The sequence below is a fragment of the Variovorax gracilis genome, assembly GCF_030317115.1.
In the GTDB taxonomy this organism is placed as follows: domain Bacteria; phylum Pseudomonadota; class Gammaproteobacteria; order Burkholderiales; family Burkholderiaceae_C; genus Variovorax; species Variovorax gracilis.
The window spans coordinates 42,829-67,456 of sequence record NZ_JASZYF010000014.1 but is presented as its reverse complement, the minus strand read 5'-3'; the positions used below and the strand labels follow the sequence as shown (position 1 = coordinate 67,456).

Here is a 24,628-nt window from a genome sequence, read left to right as displayed (position 1 = left end):
GCTGCGCACGGCGCAGTGCCGGCGCGGCCCTAGAACCCGCTCTCCCGCAGCAGCACCGCATACACCCGCGTCAGGCCGTCGGCCAGCAGGCTTCGCCGCGCCGCCTCGATCTGCAGATGGCCGCGTGTCTCCTTCAGGCCCGGCACGGCCTCGTCGAGCTGCACCAGCACGTGGAACAGCGCGGGCGCAGGCACCAGGGCCTCGCCATGCGGCACCGTGTTCAACGGGCCGCCGAAGCGTGAGGACAGCATCGGATGGTCGAGCTGGTTCACGCGCGTGGTGCCGATGGCGATCACGTGTCCTTGGGCCGGCACGGGCTGGCCTTCGGGATAGAAGCGCACGCTGCTGCCGACGCTCAGGCGCTGCACTTCGTCCTGCTTCACATAGGCATCGACCTGCCAGCGCGACGGGTCGACCAGCACGCCGATCAGTTCGCGGCTGCCGATCCATTGGCCGTTGCGCCAGTCGGGATTGACGTCGAGCCACTGGCCCGCGAACGGTGCCTGCAGGTTCAGCCGCGCCATCTCCGTGCGCGCGGCGCGCACCTGTTCGAACTGCGCGCTCAGGCGCTGGCGCGTGGCGGCTTCCTGCGCCAGGCCGGAAGGGTCCGCCATCAGTCCGGCCAGGCGTTCCTGATAGCCGCGGATGCTGGCTTCGTTGCCCTGGCTGCGCGCCGCGATGTCGGGTTCGTCGAGCACGGCCAGCGTGTCGCCGGCCTTCACCCGGCCTGCCGTGCGGATCTGCTGCAGCAAGGACGGGTAGGGCGCATACACCCGCAACTGCTGCTCCGCGCGCGCCACGCCGCGCGCATGCACCTGCGTGCGCCACGGCACGGCCAGCACGAGCACCGCTGCGATCAGCACCATCGCGAGTGCGACGCGGCGCCCGCGCACCACGTCCTTGCGACGCGCCCACCAATGCTTCAGCTCGCGCCACACCGGCATCACGATGAACCACGCGATCTCCACCGCGAAGAGCACGATCCCCAGCAGCTTGAAGAAGAACAGGTACACCGCCACCGCGATACCGAGGAACAGCACCAGCCGGTAGAGCCAGGTCGCGATCGCGAAGGCCACCAGCATCCGCCGGCGCGCGGGGCTGAAGGGCTCGGGCCAGGGTTCGTCGAGGCCGAGCACCGATCGCCGCAGCGCCACCCGGGCCAGTGCGCCCGAGCGCTCGTGCAGGTTCGGAAAGTCCAGCAGGTCCGACAGGATGAAGTAGCCGTCGAAGCGCATGAACGGGCTCGCGTTCAGTGCCAGCGAGAGCACCCAGCTCGTGGTCGCGAGGTAGAGCAGTGCGTTGCGCAGCGGGCCCGGGTCGCTCAGGGCCCAGCCCAGTGTCGAGAGGCCGGCAATCCCCAGCTCGGTGACGATGCCGGCGGAGGCGATCGCCAGCCGCTGGCGCGCGCTGCGCAGCTTCCAGCTCTCGCCGGTGTCGGTGTAGAGCATCGGCCACATCACCACGAACGCGATGCCCATGTGCGCCACGCGCAGGCCCAGCCGTGTCGCGACCAGCGCATGGCCGAGCTCGTGCAGCGTCTTCGCGACGATCAAGGCCAGGGCAAAGCTCAGCAATCCCTCGGTCGAGAAGGACTCCACCACGGCCGTCGCGAAGGTGTCCCACTGGTGCAGAACCATCACGATGCCCGTCAGGCTCAGCAGGACGACGAGCCAGGCGGTGACGGGGCTGAACAGCCAGCCCATGTGCCGCGAGATGCGCGCCAGATGCGTCTGCGGCCGCAACAGCGGAATCCGGAAAAAGAGGTAGTGGTGCAGCCACCAGCGCCAGCTCATCCACGCGTTGCCCTGGCTTCGGCCCAGCAGGCGCGCGACGGCCTCCGGCCCGGGGCGCAGCAACTGGTGCTGCTCCAGGAAGCGTCGGAAGTCGAGCACCTGACGCACGTCGGGTTTCAGCGCCGTCTGCTCGGCTATTTGTTCACTGATGCGCCGCGGCGATTGCCCCCAGCGCAGCAGGCATTCGAATTCAAGCCAGCCGATGCGATAGAAGCGATTGACCACCGTGTCCTGGATCACCCACGCCGGATCGCCGCGCTGTCCCGGGCCGGCTTCGCTCAGCCGGAGGTCCTCGCGCAGCGGCGGGGTGGGTTGGTCGGCAGGGTCGTCGTTCACAGGCCGGTCCATGCGCGCACCGCGGCCAGCGGCCGGCGCAGGAGGTAGTAGCCGAGGATCACGCGCTCGCCGTACAGCTTCGCCGTGCCGTGCAGGCCGAGGCGGGCGTGGGCGGGCGCGTCCTCGATGCTGGCCAGCAATCTGTACGAGGACACGCCCTCGTCGCTCGCCTTGGCCTGGTAGCTGGTCTCCAGGATCTGACCCTGCAGCGGATCGAGCGGGTACGCCGTGAGGAACAGCGTGACCTTGGCGCCGGGTTCGAGCGCGATGGCATCGGCCACCGGCAACTGCACGCGCATGGCCGGCTGCCTGGGGTCCGCCACATGCAGGATGCGTTCGCCGGTGACCACCGGCTTGCCCAGCCAGTCGTTCGGGTCGCTGAACACCGCCACGCCTGCGCGCGGCGACAGCACCTGCGTGCGCTTGAGCTGGGTTTCGACGGCGGCGAGTTCCGCGCGCCGTTGACGCGCGTGGGCGTTCAGCAAGGTCAGTTCGTTCTTGCTTTGCGGGTTGTCGAAAGCGCGCTGGCTGGCGGCCATGAATTCCGCATCGGCCACTGCGACCTCCTTGCCGAGCACTTCGGCGCGGCTGCGCAGCGTGGTCTCGTCGAGCGTGAAGAGCGGCGTGCCGATCTCGACGGCCTGGTTGGGCCGCACCTGCATGCGCTCGATCACGCCATCGATCGGCGAGCTGATGACCTGCGCGTTCAGCGACACCACCTCGGCGGGCGCGAGCACCGTCTGCCGCACCGGCAGCAGCATCAGTGCCGCGAGCGCGAGAAGCACGACGAAAGCGTGCCGCCGGCTCGGCCGCCAGCGCGGCAGTCGACGGCGAGCGTCGAACGCGGCCCAGCAGTGCGCCCATGTCTGCCACACGCCTTGCAGCATGGGCTGGAGCTGCTCGGACGGAGGCTGGTCGAGCAGGTAGAGCAGCACGCCGAGGCGCTTGCCCTCGCGGTCGCTCAGCGGAATGCACCACAGGCCGGCAGGCCACCATTCGGCCCAGCCCTCGGCGATGTCGGCAGGCGGATCGACCGCGTCGCGGGCGAGCCATCGGGGCTTGTCATCGCGAAGCTGCGTCCCGAGCCAGCGGCTCGCGCGGCGCAGCCACACGAGGTAGGGCGAATCCTCGCTGGGCCGGGCGAGCCCCGAGACGCACAGCAATTCGAGCCGGTCGCCGCGTTGCGCCATCACCAGTGCCTGCCGGAAGCGCAGCAGCGGATGAAGGTCGTTGGCCATCGAGAAGGCCAGCGCGTCCAGCGACGGCGCTGCCAGAGCCCTGTCGCGCAGCGCATTGAGGCTGAGCAGCAGTTGCGCGGCGGGCGGCGGGCGCTCAGTCACGGTCCGTGGGGAACCGGGCGATGCCGCTCATCCCCGGGATCAGCTCGGGATGCTCGCTGTTGAGCCGCGCTTCCAGCTCCACGGTCTGCGCCACCGCATCTACACGGGAATTGATCGCGCTCACCTGCGCCGGGTAGCTCTTGCCCGTCTCGTGGATGGTCACGACCAGCGGCGCGCCCGGCTTGAGCCGCGCCAGCAGCGTGGAAGGCACGTTGAGCCGCACCTTGAGCGCGCCGTCGCTGACCAGGTCGAAGAGCGGCGTGCCGGCGCTCACGGTCTGGTGCGGCTTGGCCAGCACCTTGGCGATGCGTCCGCTGAAGGGTGCGCGCACCTGGCAGTAGCCGCTTTGCGTTCGCGCGAGGGTGAGGGCGCCTTCGGTCTTGTCGACCTCGGTGGTCGCCATCAGCACTTCGAGGTCTCCCGCGGCATTGAGCTTCTGCAGGTTGCGCTTGGCCTCGAGGTTCTGGCGCGCCATGTTGAGTTCGGCGCCGGCCACCTTCACGCGCGCCTGCGTCTCGGTGCAGATGAATTGCGCCAGCAGCGCGTTCTTTGCCACCTTCTGGCCCAACTCGGCCTGCAGGTCGCCGAGCGTGCCGTTCATCTGGCTCGACAGCGTGGTCTCCAGGCGCGAAGCCAGCAGCACGCGGATCGCGCCCGGGTCGTCCATGGCGGCGTTCGCGGGCTTGCGCGCGTCGGTCGCGGCCCACGCGGCCGGGATGACCGCCGCGAGCACCAACGCGAGCAGGGCCCGCTCAGTGCTGCTGCGTGACGGATGTGAGGGGCGTGGTGGCATTGCCGCTTCCTTGCATTCCGGAGCTCGCGATCAGGCTGCGCTGCTCGTGTTCGCCCATCTTCTTCTCGATGTCCCTGGCGAGCGACGGGATGTCGCTCTTGTCGATCGATTCGGGCAGCACGTCGAAGCCCACCGAGTTGTAGAGCCGTCCCTGCGCGGCCTGCGCGCTGGCGTAGGCGGCCTCGCGCTGGTAGCGCGACAGCAGGTAGCGGCCTTCGGCGCGAATCAGCTCCAGCTCGGTGCCGACCGAGGCGGTGCGGGCCGACTGGGCGTACTCCAGCAGCCGCCGATCGACCCGCAGGCTCTCGTCCGCGAACTCGACTTCCTGGCGGGCCAACTGGTAGCGCAGGTAGCCCACGCGCACCTGCGTGAGCACCGCCATCGACAAGGCGACCCGGCGGGCCTCGGCCGTCCGGGTCTGGCTGGCCTGCGCCGAATTGAGCGAAGGCATCTGCAGCAGCTTCAGCAGGTTGAACGACACCTGCACGCCGATGACGTTCCAGGCGTTGTTGTAGAGGAACTTGTTCGAGTCATACAGGCTGTCGAGCGTGATGCCGACGTTCGGCCACAACTGGGCCTTGGCGACCTTCAGGTCGTAGTCGTCGACCCGCATGCGATACCACTCCTCCATGACTTCCGGACGGTTCTCCAGCGAAAGCTGCTCGAGCCGGTCGATGTCCTTCGTCACGACCGGCATCGTCGGCTCGGCGGTGTCGGCCAGCACCATCTTCGCGCCGGGGGGCAGCGATATCAGGGCGGCGAGTTCGGCCTGGGCGAATTCCAGGTCCTGGCGGCGCACGGTCAGCAGGTAGACCGAATCGATCAGCGCACGCTGGTAGGCGAGGACGTCCTGGCGCGGCAGCAGGCCCTTGGTCTCCGCCTCGCGGGCGGCGCCGAGCGCCTTGTGCGTGCGTGCCAGCAAGCCGTCGACCTCGGGGAGCAGGCGCTGGGCGCCCAGCGCGCGCCAGTAGGCGTTGCGCACGTCCTGCAGCACGTTCTGCGCAACCTTGCGGCGGCGTTCGTTCGCCATCAGGATCTGGTCGGACCTTTGCTGGGTGCGGTAGTAGGCAACGCCGAAGTCGAGGAGGTTCCAGCTCAATCCCAAGCCCGCGAGGTTGCGGTCGCGCTCCTCGGAAGTCGAGGCCCGCAGGCTCACCTGCCGGTCCTCGATGCCGATGGAGGTGCCGCCCGAATCGTTGTTGCGGCCGACGTAGCCGGCCGATGCCACCAGCCGCGGAAGCATCTCGTAGCTCGCCACGTCGCGCAGGTCGGTCGCCAACGCGCTTTCCATCAGCTTGAGGCGGTAGTCGAGGTTGTACTTCAGCGCGCGCGCCGCGGCTTCGTAGAAGGTGATCGGCAGCGTGACCGGCTCCTGGTCGGCATACATGCGCACCTTGTCGTCGGTCACGCGCTTGCGCAGCTCGTCCTGCGTGTAGGGAGTGGGCTCCAGGGACCCGCAGGCGCCCAGCAGCAGCGCCGTTCCCATGGCCGCGCCCAGTAGCTTGAGAGGATGCCGTCGCATGTTCTTCCTTCTTCAGATGCGTGTCGCCGATTCGAAAGCGTCCGCCGGCCCGAGTGGATGGAGGCGCTGCGCCGCCTCGCGCAACTGCTCCCTGAAGCCGAGGGCGGTCTGCGGGTCCGGCGGCTCGACGTCCAGCACCATGTCTTCGGGGTCGGCAATGAAAAGGGACGGCGCGGTGAGCAGGCCGTCGGCACTGAGGTTGACGCGGCCTTCGCGGCCGAGGATCCGCGCCAGGTCGAAGTCGCTGTCGCGCCGGCTCTGCCCGACGGCGCGGGCGACGTGCTGCTCAGGCACCTCGCCGAGGCCGGCACCTATCGAGGTGCCACCCATCTCGGGCGGCAACTGCCACAGCAACTGGCTGCCGTCGCTCCCCCAGGCGGAGATCTTCAGTGCGGTGTCGACCTGCTCCACCACCGGAGTGATGTAGATCGCGGGCCGCACATCCGGCAGGATCGCGCCCGGATAGTCCCTGTCCAGGAAATACATGAAGTAGTTCGGCCCCGGCGGTGCGAGGTAGGGCGACGCGATGTCGAGGTCGATCACCAGTTGTGCCGCGTCGATGGCGCCCCCGCGGTCGGCGACTGTGTAGGTGAACACGTCCTGCAGCACGCGGCCCAGCCCGGCCGAGGCCAGCACGTCGGGGTTGGTCTGGTCGACCGTGTAGGTGTAGCTGCCGTCGGCGTGGATCACCAGCGTGCCGTAGCGCCCGGCAATGCTCTGGCCGACCGCGCCGGGCGTGCCGGTCCCCGCCTCGGCGCCGGTGCGGATCGCGACCACCTGCAGGTTGTCGCCGCCATCCACGTCGGAGTCGTTGGGCAGCACGTTGCCGGTGGCTTGCGGGGCGGGCCGCTCGCCGGGCGCGACGTTGCTGTCGTCGCGCGCGACCGGCGCATCGTTGGCACCCTGGATCAGCACGTTCAGGCGCGCTTCGGAAGTCGCGCCGGCGGTGTCGCTGACGCGGTAGGTGAAGCTCTCGCTCAGCGTCTCGCCCGCGTTGCGCAACGCCTGCACGGTGGGGTTGGCGTTGTCGAGCACGTAGGTGTAGCTGCCGTCGGCGTTGAGCGTGAGCTGGCCGTAGAGGCCCGCCAGCACCTGGCCCGCGACGACGGAATCCCCGACCGCATTGCGCACGCCGAGCACGCGCTGGGCACTGCTGCCGACGCTGCCGGCGCCGAGCACGCGCAGGGTCTCGCCGTTGGCGGCACTGTCGACGTCGCTGTCATTGACCAGGACGTTGCCCGTGGGGTTCACCCCCGGCGTCTGGTTCGCGATGCCGCCCGCCTCGACTGCGGTCGCGTTGTCGTCGCGCGCGATCGGCGTGTCGTTGCGGCCGTCGATGGTGATGCGCAGCTCGGCCGAGGAGGGCGCCTGCCAGATGTCGGCGAGCGCATAGGTGAAGGTGTCGGTCAGGGTCTGGCCGCTCGTGCGCAGGGCTTCGACCTCGGGGAGGCTGTTGTCGAGCACATAGGTGTAGCTGCCATCCGCGTTGAGCGTCAGGTTGCCATACAGGCCGCGCAGCGCGGAGCCGAGCGTGCCTGCCGTTCCGCTGCCCGTCGAGCCGCCCGTGCGGAAGCCGGTCACGACCAGCGCATCGCCCTCGACGTCGGTGTCGTTGGCCAGCACGTTGCCCGTCGGGTCCACGCCGGCTTGCGCGTTGTTCACACCACCCGCCTCGATGGCGGTGGCGGCGTCCGCGACGCCCTTCGGCGGATCGTTGAGGCCCACGACGATGATGTGGATCTGGGCCAGGTCGTTGAGCCCGCCGAGGTCCGTCGCCTGGTAGGTGAAATACTCGTCGGCGAACTCCAGCAGGCCCAGTGCCTGCACGGCGGGATTGTTGACGTCGACGACATAGGTGGCCGTGCCGTTGGAGCCGATGGTCAACCGGCCGTACAGGCCGTCGATCACCGTGCCGTCGAGGCTGCTGGTGCCCGCCGGAACGTTCACCAGCGATCCGCCCGCCGCTTCGGTGCCCACGCGGATGCCGGACACGTGCAGCACGTCGGGCAGGTCGACATCGGTGTCGTTGGCCAGCACGTTGCGCGTCGGATTGAAGGTGCGCCCGGCGCCGTTGTTGGCGAGGGCCACCGCCGTATCGTTGACCGCCACCGGCGCATCCCATGCACCGCGGATGGTGATGGTGAGCTGCGCCACGTCCGTTGCGCCAGCGAGGTCGCGCATGCTGTAGCTGAACACCTCGCTCAACGTGTCGCCCGATCGCAGCGCCTGCACCGCCGCCGCGCTGTTGTCGAGCCGGTAGGTATAGCCGTTGCCGTTCGCGGCTGTCGTGAGCGTGCCGTACTGCCCGATGACGTTGAGGGTCGAGCCGACCGCCGTGAACGCGCCGCCGGCGGCTTCGGTGCCGGCACGGATGCCCGTGACGATCCTGGCGTCGCCCGCATCGACGTCGGTGTCATTGGCCACCAGGTCGATCTGGGGGTCGACGCCCGGCGTGCCGTTGAAGGTGCCGCCGGCCTCCACGGAAATGGCTGCGTCGTCGACGGCCACGGGGTTGTCGTTGCGACCCTGGATGATGACGGTGAGCGGCGCCGAGCTGGTGGCTCCGGCCCGGTCGCGGACCTGGTAGGTGAAGTTTTCCGTCAGCGTGTCGGAACTGGTGCGCAGCGCCTGGACGACCGGATTGTCGTTGTCCAGCGTGTAGCTGAGCGTGCCGTCGATGTTCAGGAGGATCGAGCCGTACAGGCCGCGGAAGGGGGTGCCGATGACGCCGTTGATGATGCCGCGCGCGATGTCGACCGCGATCACGATCTCTCCCGAGCCATCGACATCGTCGATCAGGTCGACCACGTTTCCGGTCGGATCGACCCCCGGGATGTTGTTGCTCTGCCCGCCGGCCTCGACCGCGACGACCACCACCGGGTGGGCCACCGGCGTGTCGTTGGCGCCATGGATGGTCACATTCAACGTGGCGCGGTCCTGGGCGCCGGCCGCGTCGATCACGGTGTAGCTGAAGCTGTCGGTGAGCGTGTCGACGTCGAGGCGCAAGGCTTCCACGGCGGGGTCGTCGTTGTCCACGCGGTAGGTGTACGAGCCGTCGGCATTCAAGGTCAGCCAGCCATAGGCGCCGCGCAATTCGGTGCCGAGCACGCCCGCAGTGCCGGTCGCGGCTTCGGTGCCGGTGCGGAACGACGACACCGCCCGCGTCTCGCCGTAGTCCAACGGGTCCGCAGGGACTTCGCCGCCATCCACGTCGGCATCGTTGGCAAGCACATTGCCAGTCGGATCGACCCCGGGCTGGTCGTTGTGCAGGCCGCCCGCCTCGAGCGCGGAAGCGACGTCGTCGGCCGCCACCGGGTTGTCGTTCTGGCCGCGGACCAGCACGACGACTTCGCCCTGGTCGGTTTCGCCGTTGCCGTCATCGATGGTGAAGGTGAAGCGGTCGATGAGCACGTCGGAGATCCGGCGCAAGGCCTGCACCGCGGCGTTGTTGTTGTCGACCGCGTAGGCATAGGTGCCGTCGGACTGCAAGGTGAGCGTTCCGTACTGGCCGGCAACCACCGCGCCCGCCAGCCCGACCGGTAGGTCGGTGCCGCCGGCGCCCTCGGCGCCGGCACGAACGAAGGTCACGGTCAACGGATCGCCGTCGGGGTCGAAGGACGCGCTGGTGGCATCGCCGGTCGGATCGACGCCCGGCGTGGCATTGGCGACCCCGCCGCGCTCCGTGGCCAGCGCCACCACGTTCTGTGCGACCGGCGGGTCGTTGACCCCGCGCACGGTGATCACCAGCTGCGCCAGGTCGGTGAGGCCGCTGGTGTCGGTGAGCCGGTAGGTGTAGATGACGTCGATCGTCTGCCCCGCCTGCAGGGACTGAAGCGTGAGGTTGTCGCTGTTGACGTCGAAGGTGAAGGCGCCGTCCGACCCGATCACGAGCGTGCCGAAATCGCCCGCCACCGGCACGCCGCCCTGCAGGGCATAGGTGCCGGCGATCGCGGTCCCGTTGGCCAGGCTGGTGCCGGGCGCGACGGGGGACAGGACCACGCCCGGTGCTTCGGGGCCGGTGCCGATGCCGGTCACGGCCAGCAGCGAGTTGGGGGTGTCGGTGCGGTCCACGTCGAGGTCCACGCCATTGCCGCCAGGCTGGTCGATCGTGCCCGGACGGCTCGGGAAGAGGATGACGTTGCCGGCCGGATTGCTTTCCTGCGCATTCCCGTTGGTGGAGGCGGCCTGCGCGTCCGCATGGTCGTCGCTGGCCACGGGGTTGTCGTTGGCGCCGGAGATGATGATGCGCAGCTCGGTCAGGTCGTCGAGTCCGGCGGCATCGGTGACCCGGTAGCTGAAGACGTCGTCCAATGTGTCGCCGGGCACCATGCGCTGCACGGCAGGGTCGTTGTCGAAGACGACGTAGGTATAGGTTCCGTCCGCGCCGATGGTCAGGGTTCCGTAGCGGCCGATCACCGCCGTGCCGGTGCCGGCGGAAGTGCCGGGATTCACCCCGGACACCGGCCCTTGCGCCAACGGCCCCACATTGCGGACCCCCGTGACCTGCTGGGTCTCGCCGTTGGCGGCGCTGTCGACATCGGTGTCGTTCGCCAGCACATTGCCCGTGGCGTTGCTGCCCGGGGTGGTGTTGTTCACGCCGCCGGCCTCGACGGCGTTGCCGACGTCGAAGACGGCCACCGGCGTGTCGTTGGCGCCGTGGATGGTGACGGTGAGCACAGCCGTGTCACGAAGTCCCTCGATGTCCGATAGCGTGTAGGTGAAGCGTTCCACCAGCGTCTGGCCCGAGAGCCGCAGGGCCTGGACCGTCGGGTCGTCGTTGTTGACGACGTACTGGTAGCCGCCGTTGGCGCCTACGGTCAGCGTGCCGTAGAGGCCGTTGACCGAGTTGGCGCCGATCGAGGGCAATCCGACCTGCTGGCCGCCTTGCAGGCCGAAGGTGATCACGCGCAACTGGTCGCCGTTGGTGGCGATGTCGACGTCCGTATCGTTGGTGAGAAGGTTGCCGGCCGGGTCGACCCCGATGAGCCGGTTGTCGGTGCCGCCGGCTTCGGTTGCGTCCGCGACATCGTCGACCGCGACGGGCTGATCGTTCACCGGGGCGAGCACGATCTGCAGGGTGTCCTGGTCGCTCAGGGCGTCGGCCGGGTTCTGGGTCGGGATGCCGTCGCCGTTCGCATCGCCGGTGTTGCCGCGGTCGTTGGTCAGGATGGTGAGCGTGTCGGTGCCGTTGTAGTCGAGGTTGCCCAGGTACTGCAGGTTAGCCAGCGCGAGGTTCAGCGCGGCGAGGTTGCCACTCAGTCTCAGCGTGCCCGTCGCGGAGCCGGTCGCCGTCACGCCGGGCGGAACGCCCGTGAGCGACAGCGTCCCGTGCAGCACCGAGAGCGTGATGTCGAGCGTGCCGCCGGCCGCATCGACGTCGGTCACCGAGAGGCCGGCGATGGGGAGCGCCACGTCTTCGAGGCCGCTGGGCGCCACGGCGGGCAGGTGGTTTTCGGGTGCGTCGTTCTGCTCCACGTAGCCGGCATTCGCGGCGGCCGTCGCACTTTCGCCGAGGGTGACGACGATCTGGCCGAGCGGGCTGGCGGCATCGGTGTCGATGCGCACGCGCAGGTCGCCCAGCGGCTGCGGATAGCTGATGGTCCCGCTCGGCGTGTCGATGCGGAACACGCCGGCAGGCAGCACGCCGAAGCGGTACTGCCCGTTGACATCGGTCGTCGTCGTGAACACGCGGTTGTCGGCCGCAGTGGCAAGGTTGCCGTCCACGCCGCCCCAGGTCAGGCTCACAGGCTGCCCGGCGAGCGGCGGGCCGTCAGGCACTGCGCTGGCGGTGGCGCTGGCGGTGTCGTCCCACAGCGTGCCCTGGATGATGCCGAGGCCCGCGCCTTCCGCGAGCACGTAGGTGTTCGGCGTGCCGCCGATGCCGGTGCGTTCGCCGTTGGCCGTGCCGTCGGTTCCGACCGGCGTGCCGCCCCAGCTCGTGAAGTCTTCCGGCAGGCTCGTCCAGGTCAGCACTGCATTGCTGCTGGCGACGGCCGCCGCGTTCGGCAGCGTCACCTGGTAGACCACCCGGACCTGCGCGCCGGGGTCCAGACGGTCGAAGTCGACGGTCAGGCCGCCCGCGGTGCTCACGGTGATCCCCGCAGGCAGCGGCGTACCGGGCGTGTAGACCGTGCCGTTCAAGGTCAGGCTGACGAAGGTATAGGCGCTGCCGGCAGGGAACGAATCCACGAGGTGGGTATTGAAGGCAGACAGCGTTCCGTTCTCGACGAAGCTCAGTGCGACGGTGGCCGTGCCGGTGGCGCCGGCCGGATTCGGGTTGAAGTCGATCACGCGCTTGTCGACGCCGTTGAACGCCGGTTCGACGATGCGCTCGCCCACGGTGTTGCCGGACGCGCGTGGCCCGCCGCCCACGAGTTCGCGGGCCGTCACGTTCAGCACAGCGCCGGCCGTGTTGGAAGCCTGGTTGAGCACGCGGGCGTTGAACTCCAGCGAGATCCCCTCCAGGTCCGGATCGTTGGGGTCGCCGTTGACCATGTTGCCGAAGTCGAAGGTGATCGTCTGGCTGCCGTCGGGGTTGACGACCACGTGGATGAGCGCCGGATTGAACACGCCCGTCGGTGCCGCGCCGGTGAGCGTGGGCGTGATGTCCTGGGCCTCGGGGCTGTTCTCGTTGCCGTTGATGAGCAGCGTGCCGCTGATGGCCAGGTTGGCGTCGGTCGTCAGTTCGTTTTCCGAGATGAGGGCGACTCGCACGACGTTCTGGAGCGCATCGGGCGTGATGAAGCCGAGGCCGCTGGGCAGCGTGACCTGCACGTGGTAGTCGGGGTTGTTGCCCTCGGGCACCAGCACCAGCACCCGGTAGCGGATCACTTCGCCGATGGTGACCTGCTCCAGCGGCGCGGATGTGGGCGACACGGCCGGCGTGTCCGGAAGGCCGCCGACACGCGAGATCCGAATGCCCTGGGCCACGTTGAAAGTCAGCGCGGAATCGCGCCGGTAGTCATTGAGCACGCCGGTATTGAGCAATCCGTCGACACCGGTGCGTTCGCCGGCCGGGTCGGCCGTGCCGGCGGTGTTGCCGTTGAGGCTGGTCCACTGCACCTGCGCCGTGTTGGTGAACAAGGGCTCGGAGGCCGCCGAAGCGTTGACGACCCCGGTGATGCGCAACACGATGCTGCCGCCCTTGCCGATGTCGATGTTGGCGCCGGCGGCAGTGCGCAACTGGCGGCCGACGATCTCGAACCCCGGGCCGCCGTTGTTCGTCGCGGCGCCCTGGTAGGTCACCTCCGCCAGGGTCAGGTTGTTCAGTTCGGGGGGCAGGTTGTCGAGCAGGCTGATGTCGAAGGCGTCGAAGTCGCTGCTGCCGTTGCCGTTGCTGATCGTGATCGTGAATTCGACCGGGTCGCCATCGTCGAAGCCCAGGCCCGGATCGGTGATGAGCGTCTGCGCGATCTGCAGCGTCGGTTCCCGCACCGTGACGATGGGCGCGCCGCCCGTCAGTGCCACGGTGCGGTCGACGGGCACGGTGCCGTTGGGCGTGTCGGTGTCCGGGTCGCTGTAGATGACCTGCGCGCTGTTCTGCAAGGCCCGGTTCGCCTGGTTGCCGCTGACGTTGCTCGTCACCAGCCGCACCCGCACGACGAAGCTGTTGTTGTTGGTGACGTTGTCCGCCGTGGCGCCCGCGGCGGTGAACGCCAGGCGGGCGCCGGCGCCGTCGTTGCCGATGGTGCCCGAGATGGCGCCGATCGCACCGGGCGTGACCGTGCCGTTGAAGTCCGCGCCCAGCGCTGCGCTGCCCGCCGTCGTCGTGATGAGCTGGTAGCCGAGCCCGCCGTTGAAGCTGGTGTCCAGGCGCAGCCCGGCCGGAATCAGGTCGTCCAGCCGCAAGGACTGCGTCGTGCCTTCGGGCAGCGTCACGACGATGTCGTAAAGCATGCTTTCGCCGACCGCGAGGTCGCTGCCCGTGGTGTGCGTGGCGCTCGAATCGCTGTTGTCCAGGCTGCCGCCCGCGAAGTTCTTGATGACCGCGGGGGCGGCGACCTGCTGGTTCGCCAGCTCGGTGATATCGACCGGCGCGAAGTCTGAGCCGCCATTGACGCTGGCGTAGTGGGTCAGCGCGGCGGTGCTCTGCAGCGTGCGGGCCGCGTCGATGGTGGCGCCGACCACCACTTCGTAGGTGATGACCACCATGTTGGCGCCGCTCGCATCGGCGGCCGTGCCCGGACGGCCGGGTGCCAGCGTGGGGACGGCGCCGGCATCGAGGAAGGTGATCTCGTTGCCCGACACACTGTAGTCGGTGCCGGCCACGAGCAGGCTGCCGTCGCCGCGGTAGATCCGCAGGTTCGCAGCCGCCAGGCTGTTGCCGACGAAGCTCAGGCCGGCCGGCAGGGTGACGGTGGTCTGCACGTCGAAGGCACCGCCGCCGCCGCGGTTCTCGATGGCGGTCGCCAGGCGCAAGGTGTCGCCCGCGTCGATGCCGGTGACGTCGCCGTTGACCGCCGCGAGCTCGGTCACGCTGCCCTGGAAAGGCACGCCCGCAGTCCCGGGCGCGTTCCATGTGCCGGTCGTGCCCGTCACCGTGCCATGGGTCGTGGACACCACGCCGTGGCGGATGTCCAGCACCGGCTCGGCCACCGAGGTGATCACCGCCACGTCGGACGAGACCAGATGGTTCTTCACGATCGTCGTCAGCTGGTCGGACTGCGCCAGCACGTCGAGCTCACGCTGGTCCGCGAAAGGCTGGTCGCCCACGCGCAGGGTGAACTGCACTTCGACCCGACTGCCGTTGACACTGGAATTGACGTAGTTGCCGAAGTCGAAGATGACCGAGTTGCCGGGCCCGGTGGTGACCGAGTCGATGCCGTCGGGGTTCGTGTTCCCCGGGCCCAGCGCCCACTGGCCGATGCCGGCACCCTGGCTCCAGGTGACGCCTGAAAGATTGAGCAGCGGCTGCGGCATGTAGGCGGTGAGCCGGAAGCCCTCGTAGTCGCCGGTCACGAGGTCGTAGCTCATGCGGAAGGTGACCACGTCACCCGGATGCAGCTCGGGGGTGGCCGCCGGCGAGCCGCCGTTGATCGACACCAGCTGGATGTCGACCTGGCGCGTGGGAATCGTGCTCGTGGTCGCGGAACCATCGGACTCGTCGAAGCCCGTCAGGTTGAAACCGTCGACGAGCAAGGTTCCCGCCACGGTGGCGTTGTTGCCGAGCGCGTCACCTTCGTTGATCTCGCTGTGCGGCGGATGCGGCGTCGTGTAGCTCTGCGCGACGGTGGCGCCATAGCTGATCACCGCCGTAGTGGCCCCGTCGCGGAAGTCCTCGAAGGCCAGGTCGCCGATCAGCGCGCCGAGCGACACGAGGACGCTCGGTGCCGTCCGCAGCGATTCGGCGAGATCGAAGACCAGCGTCGTCGTGCCGTCGGCGTTCGGCGTGCTCGTGACAATCAGCGGGATGGCCTGCGTGACGCCGCCGCGCGTCACGCTGAGGGTGGCGGGGCCGTTGAAGGTCTGGCCGTCCGCCAGCGTGTCGGTGATGGTGAAGCTGCCGTCGCCGAAGAAGTTCTCGCCGACCGCGAAGAAGTCCGAGATCGCCACGTTCAGCGTGTAGCGCAGCGTGTCGCCGGGGCTGAGGCCCGCCGTGCCCACGTCCGCCTGCACGGTGGCCTGCTTGATGAGGCTGAGGGACTTCGCGACGAAGCTGGCGCCGGCGCCATCGCCCGTGTTCGTGAAGGCGATATCGGTGGCCGGTGGGACGACGTCGCGCGGGTCCGCCGGCGTCCATCGGCCGCTGACGGTCGGCGAGCCGAAGGTGATGGTGGTGTCGTCGCCGGTGAACGGATCGACGACGGCCGAGCCGTCCGCGCCTGCTTCGGGCACGTAGAAGTTGACCACCGTGTTGGTCGGCGCGCTCAGCGTGGCGTAGGTGATCGTGTAGGCGCTGAGGAAGACGCTGTCGCTGGCGATGGTCGACGCGATGACCGCCGGGTCGGTGATCACGGTGCCGTCGCGCAGCGTGATCGACGTCAGCGTGCCGCCCGCACCGGGCACGATCGAGGTGACCTGGATATCACCGGGCAACTCCTGCGTGACCGATACGTTGGTCAGCGTCTGGCCCGGCGCAGGCGTGACGGTGACCGTCTGCGAGTGCGGATAGTTCGGGCCGGTGACGGTCTCGCCCTCGGGCATGTTGATGCTCTGGTCGATCGTCACGAGCGTCGGGTGGACGACGAAGTCGTGGAGCGACGCCTCGATCAGGCTCGGGTCGACCGTCGGGTTGTCGAGCGCGTCGTTGCCGAACTCGAAACCGCCGCGTGCGCGGATGGTGAGGTCCGGCGCGCCGTCAGAGAGGCTGGTGTCGGCCAGGTTGCTGAGCTGGGCCGTGACCTGCACGGCGACCGTCGGCTGGTCCTGCGACAGACTGCCGTAGGGCAACTGCAGCACCACCATCTGGTCGCCGGGGCGCATGCCCACGCTGGCCGCATTGACGATGACCGGATTGCCGCTCGAATCCCGGGCCAGCGGATGCGTGGCATTGCCGGCCGCATCGAAAGTCAGCACGAAGGACTTGACCGGCTGCCCGAGGTAGGTGGCCGCGATGAAGGTCGCGCCGTCGTTGCCGTCCTTTCCGGTCGCAGGCATGAAGAGGTCGACGAACGGGGCGTAGCCGTCGTCCGCCGAGGTATTGCTCATGTTGACCGTGAAGCTGAATTGCCCGCCGAGCAGTGCATCGGTGCCGCCCGACAGGCCGACGGCCGGACCGGCGGCCAGAAGGCCCTGGAAGCTGGCAAGTGAACTGGCGCTGAGCGCGATGGCCTTGTCGACGTCGCCACTGCGGACTTCGAGCGTCCAGTTGCCACCTGCAGCGGCGCTGCCGGTGTTGTCGCTCGACGCGCCCACGTCGGCGCCAGTCCAGTGCGCGAGTTCGTTCACGAGGGCCTGGCCCGCCGGGCCCGCGCCGACGTTGCAGCCGTAGAGCTGGATGTCCGCACCCGGCGCCAGTTCGCTGCGCCAGTGGCCGAGCACGCCGCTGGCCTGGTCGATGTTGTCGCTGGTCAGCGTGCGGTTGCCAAGCGTGAACTGGCCAGATTCACCGTGCGAGAAGATCTGGATCGAATCCACCGGGCCCATCTCGGCCAGTGCCGTGGTGATGGCGGCCAGTCCATCGGTGCGGCTGTCGACCACCAGCAGCTTGGTGTCGGCCGGGAGTTGCGCCGCAAGCTGCTCGCGGTTCTCGACGCGGCTGTCGATCACTACCAGCTGGTGCGGGGCGGGGAGCGCCGGGGTGGACGAAGGCGGCACCTCGCTCGCGGGTCGCGGTGCGACCTCGACGGGGGTGGAGGGCGTGGCGGCATGCGACGCATCGGCATGGTGCTGTTGCTCGGCTGCGGATGCCGCCGCAGCATCGAAAAGAATGCGTGGCTCCAGGGCCAATGCATGCGTCTGGGGACGGAACGGATCGATCGCCATCGCAAGCTCTACACGCCGGTTCATAGAAACCCCATCCATATGCCTCGCAGGGGCCGGCGACTGGGGTGCACCCATGAAGCGGGCCTTGTCGAACGTCGATGCTCAGTTTGCCACTCGCAACGGGACCTCCGGCGTCGCAGCCATTGCCCTTAGGGGCAGGCTTGTTAAGAAATGTATGGCCGTCGTCAGGCCGCCGGCGCAACGACCCCCAGCATGCGCAAGGCGCCCAGCATGATGGCGATGGAGAGGGACACCTGCATCACGCCCAGCACCGCCGCGAGGACCTGCAGCACGGCGACGAAGCCCGGACGCATGATGAAGCGCACGAAGACCATGGCGAGAAGGTTCAGCAGCATCACCAGTCCGAGCATGGCGAAGGTGGTCTCGGTGCGCTCGGCATCGCCGCTCATCGTCAGCAGCAGGATCACCGCCGCAATGCCGTAGGGCGTCACCAGCATCGGAAAAGCGATCTTCATCGGATGTGCCGGAGCGGTGTCCGCTTCGGGCGGACGGGGCGCCGCTTCGTACTGAGCCAGCACGCCCTTGAGCGCAACGAGAAAGAAGATTAGTCCCGATGTGAGCTGCAGTGCGCCCGCGGGCACCATCCACTTCACCGCCAGCGCGCGGCCGATGAGGCCGCCGGCGACCAGCGCGACGATGGCAATGCCCGCTGATTTCAGGGCAAGGATGCGCAGCTCGCGCAAGCTCAGCTTGCTCGTGGCCTGCGCGAAAGGGCCGAACAGCTTGAGTGGGCCCAGCGTGATGAAGAACAGGGTGAAGAGCAGGGCGGTGTCGACCATGTACCTGCCGCTGCCCAACGTGTCGGCCAGAGCGGCGGCAGGCAGCGCGAGGCCAACGCCGCCGACGGCAAGGCTCCGGCCGAGAGACTGGGACGACACCGAATGAGTCATGCGTGCTCCTTGGGCTCGACCGGGCATCAGCCAGACCGCACTGATGCATCGGCCGGCCCGGTCGACGTGGATGTGGCCTTCGTGCCTGGCGACGAGCCAATGCCGGGTGGATCGGTCATGGCCGTTCTCCGTGCCGCGTGGAGGCAGCAGCCAGCTCCGCGTTCTCTCGCGCGATCCTGCGGGCCGCTTCGAGATCGCGCCCGAGGAAGAAGCCGAGCACGGTTCGTATCGCCGCGATGGTGGCCAGCCGCCCCAACTCGTCCCAGCTCGGCGACACGACCGTCGACACAAGGTCGGCCGCCAGCAGGAACTCCAGGCCCACCATCATCCAGCGCGACAGGCCCTGCCAGACAGTCAGTGCGACCTCGTTCGGCGGCTGGCGCGTGAGCAGGCCGGAGATCAGCTTCGTGAAAGCCATCAGCGCGCCGAGGGCGAGCAGCACGAGCGTCGCGGCTTCGAGCAGTCGCGAAAGGATGTGCGCCGAGGTGTGCAGCAGTTCTTCCATGGGGACTCCGGGCCGCGTACCCGCTCAGGGGCGCAAGGCGTCTCTGGATGGTTTTACCGTCATGCGCCGGCGCCCGGAACTAGTCTTTGGTTTAAGTTCCGCCGGCCTTGCTGCCCACGGCCATGCCGATGGCCGCGAGCAGTTCGTCGCTGGAGAAGGGCTTGCGCAGCAGGCGCGACGCATCGGCGTCGAGTGCCATGCGCCCGAGCGCGAGGTCGTCGCTGGCGGTGATGAAGACCACCGGGATGTGGAAGTTCGCCTCGCGCATGCGCATCTGCACCTCGAAGCCCGAGAGGCCGGACAGGTGGATGTCGAGAATCGCGCACGTAGGCAACTGCGAGGACAGCGAGGCCAGGAACTCCTCTCCGGATGCGAACGCGGCCACCCGATAGTCGGCCAGTCGCAGCACACGGCGGAGCATCGTCCGCATGGGCGATTCATCATCCACCACGGCAATGAGCGGATCGGCATTGGCCACGGACCAACGGTAGCGCTTTGACGCGGCACAGGGGACTGGCCTTTGGTTCAGTCCCCGTTCGATTCGATGCCCAGCCGGGCCGCCACATGCATCAACTCCGCGACGGTGTGCACCTGCATGCGCTCCATGATCCGCGCGCGATGGAACTTGACGGTCTGCTCGACGATCCCGAGGTCGCTGGCGATCTGCTTGTTGAGGCGCCCCCTGACCACGGCGGCGAGCACTTCGCGCTCGCGCATGGTCAGCGAGGCGAGCCGCTGCTTCGAGGCCGCGATCTCGCCGTCGACCCGACGCTTCGCCGCATCCTCCGCGATGGCTGCGCGCACGGCGGCGAGCAATGCGTCTGCCGTGACCGGCTTGGTGAGGAAGTCCGCGGCACCGGCCTTGATCGCCTGCACCGACATCGGAATGTCGCCGTGGCCGGTGAGAAAGACGATCGGCAGCGTCTGCCCGAGGTCGAAGAGCCGGCGCTGCAAGGCCAGCCCGTCCAGGCCCGGCATGGTCACGTCGAGGACCAGACAACCCGGCACTGCCGGACCGGTGCGGGCCAGGAATGCTTCGGCGGAATCAAAGCTTTCGACGCTGCATCCTTCCTCGCGCAGCACCCGCGCCAGTGACTTGCGCACGGCGGGATCGTCGTCGACCAGGTAGATGGTTTCCATGTCGGACATCGAGGGCGCGTCAATTGTGCTGGTGGACCGGCCAGGTGGCGCAGAAGGTCGCGCCACCGTCGGGATTGTTCGCCGCCGTGAGCGTGCCGCGGTGGGCTGTGACGATCGACTGGCAGATGGCGAGCCCGATGCCCGTGCCGCCGGCCTTGGTGCTCCAGAAGGCGCTGAACACGTTCTTGGTGTCCGCCGGCGCGATGCCGGTGCCCTGGTCGATCACGAGCAGGCGAACCTTCGCGCCGTCGAGATCGGTGCGGATCTTCAGCCGGCGCCTTTCCGGATCGACTTCGTTCATCGCGTCCGCGGCATTCAGGATGAGGTTGAGCAGCACCTGCTGCAGCTGCACCCTGCCGCCATCGACCAGCGGCAATGGCGCGAGTTCGGTCACGGGCGAGACGTGGCGGGTCATCAGCTCGGTGCGCGCGAGGTCGAGGGTTTCCGTCACCAGCTCGTTCAGGTCCAGTGGCGCGAGCTGCATCTCGCCGCGCCGGAAGAGCGCGCCCAGGCGGCGGATGACTTCCGCCGCGCGAAGGTCCTCGGTGATGATGTCGTCGCAGATCTCTTTCAGCTCCGCGAGATCGGGATGCTCGCGGCCGAGCATCTTGCGCGCCGCCTCGGCATTGCCGAGGATCGCCGCCAGCGGCTGGTTCAACTGGTGCGCGATGGCGGCGGAGAGCTGCCCCATCATCGACACGCGCGTCATGTGCGTCAGTGCGGCGCGGTCCTTCTCGGACTGCAGTTCCGCCTCCTTGCGCGCCGATGCGGTCCGACGGCGCAAGCGCCGCTCGATGAGCAGCGCGGCGATCAGTGCCGCCTGGATCAGCATCACCGCGAGGACGAGGAGCAACTGGCCGCGATGCGCTTCCCAGAACGTGGGTTCCCTGAAGTGCACGATGGCGCCGGACGGAATGTCGGCATCGGCAATGCCCCATCGCTGCGCCTGCCGCCAGTCGACATGCGTTACCGAAGGCATGATGGCCGGCTGGCCCAAGGCGGCGGGCGGCGTGCCTTCGAGCAGTTTGTTGACGGCCATCGACGCCTGTCGCCCCATCTCCGCATATCCCGCCATGCGGCCGCCGACCACGCCCGTGCCGATGAAGGTACTGAAAGGGCCATAGACCGGCGCGCCGGCAGAAGCGGCGGCGACGAGGGCGGCCGCCTGGCGCGGCGAGAACTCGCGTCCCGCGCCGTCCTTGAAGTAGCCCGGCGTGAACACGATGTCCTGTTTCGACAGTGCGCGCAGCTTTGCCTCGAGCGCGACGGTCGAGAGGCCCGAGAGGAACTCGACGGGCAGGCGAATGCCGAGGCGGGCGACATCATCGCGGACCTGGGCTTGCCAGATGAGATCCCGGGGGCTCGAACCCGTGACCACCACCAGCCGCCGCGCACCCGGATGCCAGTGCAGGGCTTGCTGGATGGTTCCTCCGAAATCGAAATCGACCGGGACGCCGACGACACCGGCGGGCAGCGGCGCGACGGACTCCAGGTACGTCTTGTCGACTCCGAGATGAACCACCGGCACCTCCGGAAACAGCCCGTCGCGATGGCGCAGCATGAATTCGAGCGCGGGCTCGCCAGCGACGACGATGGCGGCCGGCGGCCTCGTGGCGTACTTCTGCCGGAGGTAGGTGTTGAGGGTCCGGTCGAAGGCTGGCCCCGAGAAGGTCGGCCGGTCCAGGAACTCCTCGAAGACCTCGACATGCCGTTGCGGCGTGTTTCCGATCCCTTCGCGCAGTCCGCGATCCACCTCGACGTTGGCCGGCAGCAGCCGGTTGTTCGAGAAAAGCACCAGCACGTTGCGCGTTTCCGCTGCGCTCGCGGGCGACGAGGCGGCGGCAAGGCAGAACGCGAACAGGAGCAAGGCGAGGCGCATCGCTCCGAGAATGGAATTGCCCCTGCCTGTTGCCCATCGGACCAAGGTGCAGCGCCGGCTGCCCCTTGGGGCAGTCGAGCGCGATGACGGGCTGCGGCTGTTTGCCATCCGGCGGCATTCCGCTAGCATTTGACGCCCCCTCGGAGCCCCGAGGGACCACACGATTGGCAGCGCATGCAGGTCTCGTTCAACAGGCATGGTCCGTTCTATCGCTTGCAGCGCCGTCTCGGCCTGTTGACCGATACCGATCTGGCGGTAGGTCGCCGTGCCGTGCTGTTCGTCGCGCTGGCGTGGATCCCGGCCGTGGTGCTCGCCGCGTTCGATGGCCTGGCGCTGGGCCCGGACCACGAGCGGGCCATTCTTCTCGACTTCAGAGCCTATGCCTTTGCCATCGCCATTGCGGCCTTCGTGCTCATGGAGGAGATCTCGGACCGGCGCATGGTGAAGCTGGTCGGGCAGTTCGAGGCCCGCGATATCGTGCCGCAGGCGTCGCGCGGCTGCATGGCGGCGGCGCGGGCCAACATGGAGCGGCGCACCGGATCGTGGCTGGCGGAGGCTGTCATCCTCGTGCTTGCCTACGCGCTCTCGTACCTGTGGCTCATGCGGGCGCCGATGGGTGCCGATGGGGGCACCTGGCATGGGCGCCTGGTCGATGGCGCGCTCCAGCCGACGCTGCCGGGCTGGTGGGCGATGCTCGTGTCGCTGCCGCTCTACTGGTTCTTCCTCGGCCGCTGGCTGTGGCGCTTCGGGACCTGGGGGCTCATGCTGTACGACATCGCGCGTTGCGACCTGCGCCTGGTCGCCACCCATCCCGACCGCTGCGGCGGCCTGGCCTTCATGGGGCAGTACCCGCAGACCTATGTGCTGTTCGTCCTTGCGGAGAGCACGGTGGTCTCCGCAACGGTGCTCAAGCTGGTCGTGCATGGCGATGCGAGCCTGATGGGCTTCAAGTTCGCGCTGCTGGGGATGATCGCCTTCTTCGCCATTGCGTTCGTCCTGCCGTTGCTGGTCTTCACGCCGCGTCTGCTGTCGCTCAAGCGCGAGGGGCTGGCGCACTACGGTTCGCTCGCCAGCCGCCACAACATCGCCTTCGAGACCAAATGGGTCTCCGCGCGTGAAGTGGAGCCGGCCGAGGAGATGCTGGGGGCGCCCGACCCGTCTTCGCTGGCGGACCTCGCGGCAGGCTACGACCTGGTCAAGCGCATGCTCCCCGTGCCGATCTCCCTGGAGAGCGTCGCGCCGATCGTGCTGGCCGCGCTCGTGCCGCTGGTCTGCGTGGCGGCGACCCAGGTGCCGTTTGAGCAGATCGTCGAAACGATCAAGACCCTGATGCCTCTTTGAAGCGCGTTCCGTCCGAAGGCGCCGCAAACTCACCAGGTCAATAGGGCTGGTTGATCACCACGTACTGCCCGCCTTGCGGCTGGTACCACACGCCGCCGCACTGCTGGTAGATCATGCCGCCATAGTTCACGGGAACGCAGCTCGCAGGTACGGTGTTCACGATCGAGCCCACGACCGCGGCCGTCACCGCGACCCCGGCCGTGACTGCCGCTGCGGTGGCAACCGGATGGCGATAGTCGTTGTCCCAGCCGCCACGGTTGTTGTTGACGTTCACGTTCACGTTCCGGTTCACGTTGGCATTGACGTTGTTGACGCTGGTGCTGCGCACGTTGTTGGCGCGCACGTCGCGGTTGACGTTGTTGACCTGCCTGTTCCCGCCACCACCGCCGCCGCCGCCCCCGGCACGCGCTCCGCCCCCGGCATGCCCTCCGCCGCCTCCACCTCCACCTCCTGGTCGTGCCTCGGCCTCCGGTGTCAGCGCCACGCCGGCCACGAAGAGAGCGGCCACGGGCAACAGGAACAGCTTGTTGAATGATCGATTCATCTTGACTCCCCTTACTTTGCTTCCAGCGCACGGAGCTCGGCCGCCTTCGCGCCTTGCGGCGGCACGAAGCGGAAGACGTCGTCCTTGAAGGTCGGATTCAGGTTCCACTGGATCAGGGACACCGACTGCGGTCGCGCGTCGTCGGCCCGGTTGGTGATCACGAGCTTGCGCGGCAGCGGCTTGCCTCCAGTCGCGATCCAGATCTGCCAGTCGAAGCTTCCCTGGCGGAAGGCGAAGTGGTCGCACAATTCGTTACCGATGAAATCCTGGCCCGCGTTCATGGCCGATTCGATCTTGTCGAGCGGCGCGGCGGGCGTGCCCCAGAGAAAGAGGTCGCTCAGCGGAATCTCGACGCGATACCTTTCCTCCAGCTTGTTGACCAGTTCGCCCACGTTGCCGCTGAAATCGACGGTCGAGTAGTACTTCTGCGCCGGAAGATAGAGGGTGGCCCGCTGGCCGTCGAAGACGACGATGCGCTCGTTGCGGGCGGTGAACATGCGGGCGCGCATCTTGTTCGGGCGCTGGACGTCGAGGTCGGCATGCGCCGTGTGCTGCAGCTTCTGGCCGTCGGCGAGCACGACCTCTCCGGTCAGTTCCGTCGAGACGCGAAAGCGCTTGAGCGACTGCAGGAAGGTCCCCATGTCCTTGAGCGCCTGGATCGCCGCCGGATTGACCGCGCTCTCCGTCGGCGCGGCGGGTGCAGGATTGGTTTGCGCATGGATGCCGGACGTGGCGAGCGAGAGCCCCAGCAGGGCCGCAGCGATGAGTTTGGGTGTCAAGGCGATCTCCTGGATGACGGGCGGAGCAGTCTCGGATGGGCTTGTTCGGGCCAGACTACGACGCTTGAGTCCATATCGCTATGGCACTTTGGTGCAACTGCGCTTCGATTCGTATCTTCGAGGCGCTGCCCGGGATGCCTGCACCCGCGTGCGCAGGCCGCGCTGAGGACCCGATCTTCCTCAGGCGGCGATCGACAGCGCCTGCGTGACGGCCGCCGCCTTGGGCGGTTGCGGCTTGGGCTCGCAGCCCGCGAGCGCGACCATGGCCGCGCAGACGCAAAGAAATGTGAGCTTGCGGTAGTTCATGTCTGGCTCCTTCGG

The 24,628-nt window shown here is 68.4% G+C and carries 14 protein-coding genes; 1 reads left to right on the top strand and 13 read right to left on the bottom strand.

Translation table 11 applies throughout. The features are described from left to right. Positions 1–29: 29 nt before the first annotated feature. The 10 genes from QTH97_RS23605 to QTH97_RS23560 form a co-directional block, all read right to left on the bottom strand. Complete coding sequence (locus tag QTH97_RS23605; protein WP_353655649.1) at positions 30–2,129, bottom strand: site-2 protease family protein; 2,100 nt, start codon at positions 2,127–2,129, stop codon at positions 30–32. After that, positions 2,126–3,469 carry an efflux RND transporter periplasmic adaptor subunit gene (locus tag QTH97_RS23600; RefSeq protein ID WP_286570909.1) on the bottom strand — a complete coding sequence of 448 codons (1,344 nt, stop codon included), beginning with the start codon at positions 3,467–3,469 and terminating at the stop codon, positions 2,126–2,128. Before QTH97_RS23600 ends, QTH97_RS23605 begins: the two co-directional genes overlap by 4 nt. Continuing rightward, a complete protein-coding gene (locus QTH97_RS23595) occupies positions 3,462–4,262 on the bottom strand; it encodes an efflux RND transporter periplasmic adaptor subunit (RefSeq protein ID WP_286570908.1) in 801 nt (266 codons plus the stop codon). Before QTH97_RS23595 ends, QTH97_RS23600 begins: the two co-directional genes overlap by 8 nt. Then, positions 4,222–5,784 (bottom strand): TolC family protein, encoded by a 1,563-nt coding sequence (locus tag QTH97_RS23590; RefSeq protein ID WP_286570907.1) that lies wholly within the window; start codon positions 5,782–5,784, stop codon positions 4,222–4,224. Before QTH97_RS23590 ends, QTH97_RS23595 begins: the two co-directional genes overlap by 41 nt. A 12-nt stretch (positions 5,785–5,796) precedes the next feature. Then, entirely contained in the window at positions 5,797–17,232 is an 11,436-nt protein-coding gene (locus QTH97_RS23585; protein WP_286570906.1) for a cadherin-like domain-containing protein, read from the bottom strand. Between the two features lie 161 nt (positions 17,233–17,393). Further along, on the bottom strand, positions 17,394–18,119 hold the full coding sequence (locus QTH97_RS23580; protein WP_286570905.1) for a hypothetical protein: 726 nt from the start codon (positions 18,117–18,119) through the stop codon (positions 17,394–17,396). A gap of 115 nt (positions 18,120–18,234) precedes the next feature. Further along, entirely contained in the window at positions 18,235–18,624 is a 390-nt protein-coding gene (locus QTH97_RS23575; RefSeq protein WP_286570904.1) for a DUF1622 domain-containing protein, read from the bottom strand. Positions 18,625–18,715: 91 nt separating this feature from the next. Further along, positions 18,716–19,072 carry a response regulator transcription factor gene (locus QTH97_RS23570; protein ID WP_444813465.1) on the bottom strand — a complete coding sequence of 119 codons (357 nt, stop codon included), beginning with the start codon at positions 19,070–19,072 and terminating at the stop codon, positions 18,716–18,718. 77 nt (positions 19,073–19,149) lie between these two features. Next, on the bottom strand, positions 19,150–19,764 hold the full coding sequence (locus QTH97_RS23565) for a response regulator transcription factor (RefSeq protein ID WP_286570902.1): 615 nt from the start codon (positions 19,762–19,764) through the stop codon (positions 19,150–19,152). 19 nt (positions 19,765–19,783) lie between these two features. After that, complete coding sequence (locus tag QTH97_RS23560) at positions 19,784–21,643, bottom strand: sensor histidine kinase (protein WP_286570901.1); 1,860 nt, start codon at positions 21,641–21,643, stop codon at positions 19,784–19,786. Positions 21,644–21,817: 174 nt separating this feature from the next. On the opposite strand from QTH97_RS23560, the gene QTH97_RS23555 reads away from it, so the two are divergent. Further along, positions 21,818–22,984 (top strand): hypothetical protein, encoded by a 1,167-nt coding sequence (locus QTH97_RS23555; RefSeq protein WP_286570900.1) that lies wholly within the window; start codon positions 21,818–21,820, stop codon positions 22,982–22,984. Between the two features lie 37 nt (positions 22,985–23,021). Here QTH97_RS23555 and QTH97_RS23550 read toward each other — a convergent pair whose 3' ends face one another. The 3 genes from QTH97_RS23550 to QTH97_RS23540 form a co-directional block, all read right to left on the bottom strand. Then, positions 23,022–23,528 carry a hypothetical protein gene (locus tag QTH97_RS23550; RefSeq protein ID WP_286570899.1) on the bottom strand — a complete coding sequence of 169 codons (507 nt, stop codon included), beginning with the start codon at positions 23,526–23,528 and terminating at the stop codon, positions 23,022–23,024. 11 nt (positions 23,529–23,539) lie between these two features. Further along, positions 23,540–24,307 carry a DUF2092 domain-containing protein gene (locus QTH97_RS23545; protein WP_286570898.1) on the bottom strand — a complete coding sequence of 256 codons (768 nt, stop codon included), beginning with the start codon at positions 24,305–24,307 and terminating at the stop codon, positions 23,540–23,542. Positions 24,308–24,487: 180 nt separating this feature from the next. Continuing rightward, positions 24,488–24,613, bottom strand: coding sequence for a hypothetical protein (locus tag QTH97_RS23540; protein ID WP_286570897.1), 126 nt, complete (start codon positions 24,611–24,613; stop codon positions 24,488–24,490). Positions 24,614–24,628 lie beyond the last annotated feature (15 nt).

Bases quoted from the DNA above. Each gene is read 5' to 3' on its own strand.
- QTH97_RS23595 (WP_286570908.1), bottom strand. From the start codon at position 4,262: ATGCCACCACGCCCCTCACATCCGTCACGCAGCAGCACTGAGCGGGCC.
- QTH97_RS23590 (WP_286570907.1), bottom strand. From the start codon at position 5,784: ATGCGACGGCATCCTCTCAAGCTACTGGGCGCGGCCATGGGAACGGCG.
- QTH97_RS23585 (WP_286570906.1), bottom strand. From the start codon at position 17,232: ATGAACCGGCGTGTAGAGCTTGCGATGGCGATCGATCCGTTCCGTCCC.
- QTH97_RS23580 (WP_286570905.1), bottom strand. From the start codon at position 18,119: ATGACTCATTCGGTGTCGTCCCAGTCTCTCGGCCGGAGCCTTGCCGTC.
- QTH97_RS23575 (WP_286570904.1), bottom strand. From the start codon at position 18,624: ATGGAAGAACTGCTGCACACCTCGGCGCACATCCTTTCGCGACTGCTC.
- QTH97_RS23565 (WP_286570902.1), bottom strand. From the start codon at position 19,764: ATGGAAACCATCTACCTGGTCGACGACGATCCCGCCGTGCGCAAGTCA.
- QTH97_RS23560 (WP_286570901.1), bottom strand. From the start codon at position 21,643: ATGCGCCTCGCCTTGCTCCTGTTCGCGTTCTGCCTTGCCGCCGCCTCG.
- QTH97_RS23555 (WP_286570900.1), top strand. From the start codon at position 21,818: ATGCAGGTCTCGTTCAACAGGCATGGTCCGTTCTATCGCTTGCAGCGC.
- QTH97_RS23550 (WP_286570899.1), bottom strand. From the start codon at position 23,528: ATGAATCGATCATTCAACAAGCTGTTCCTGTTGCCCGTGGCCGCTCTC.
- QTH97_RS23540 (WP_286570897.1), bottom strand. From the start codon at position 24,613: ATGAACTACCGCAAGCTCACATTTCTTTGCGTCTGCGCGGCCATGGTC.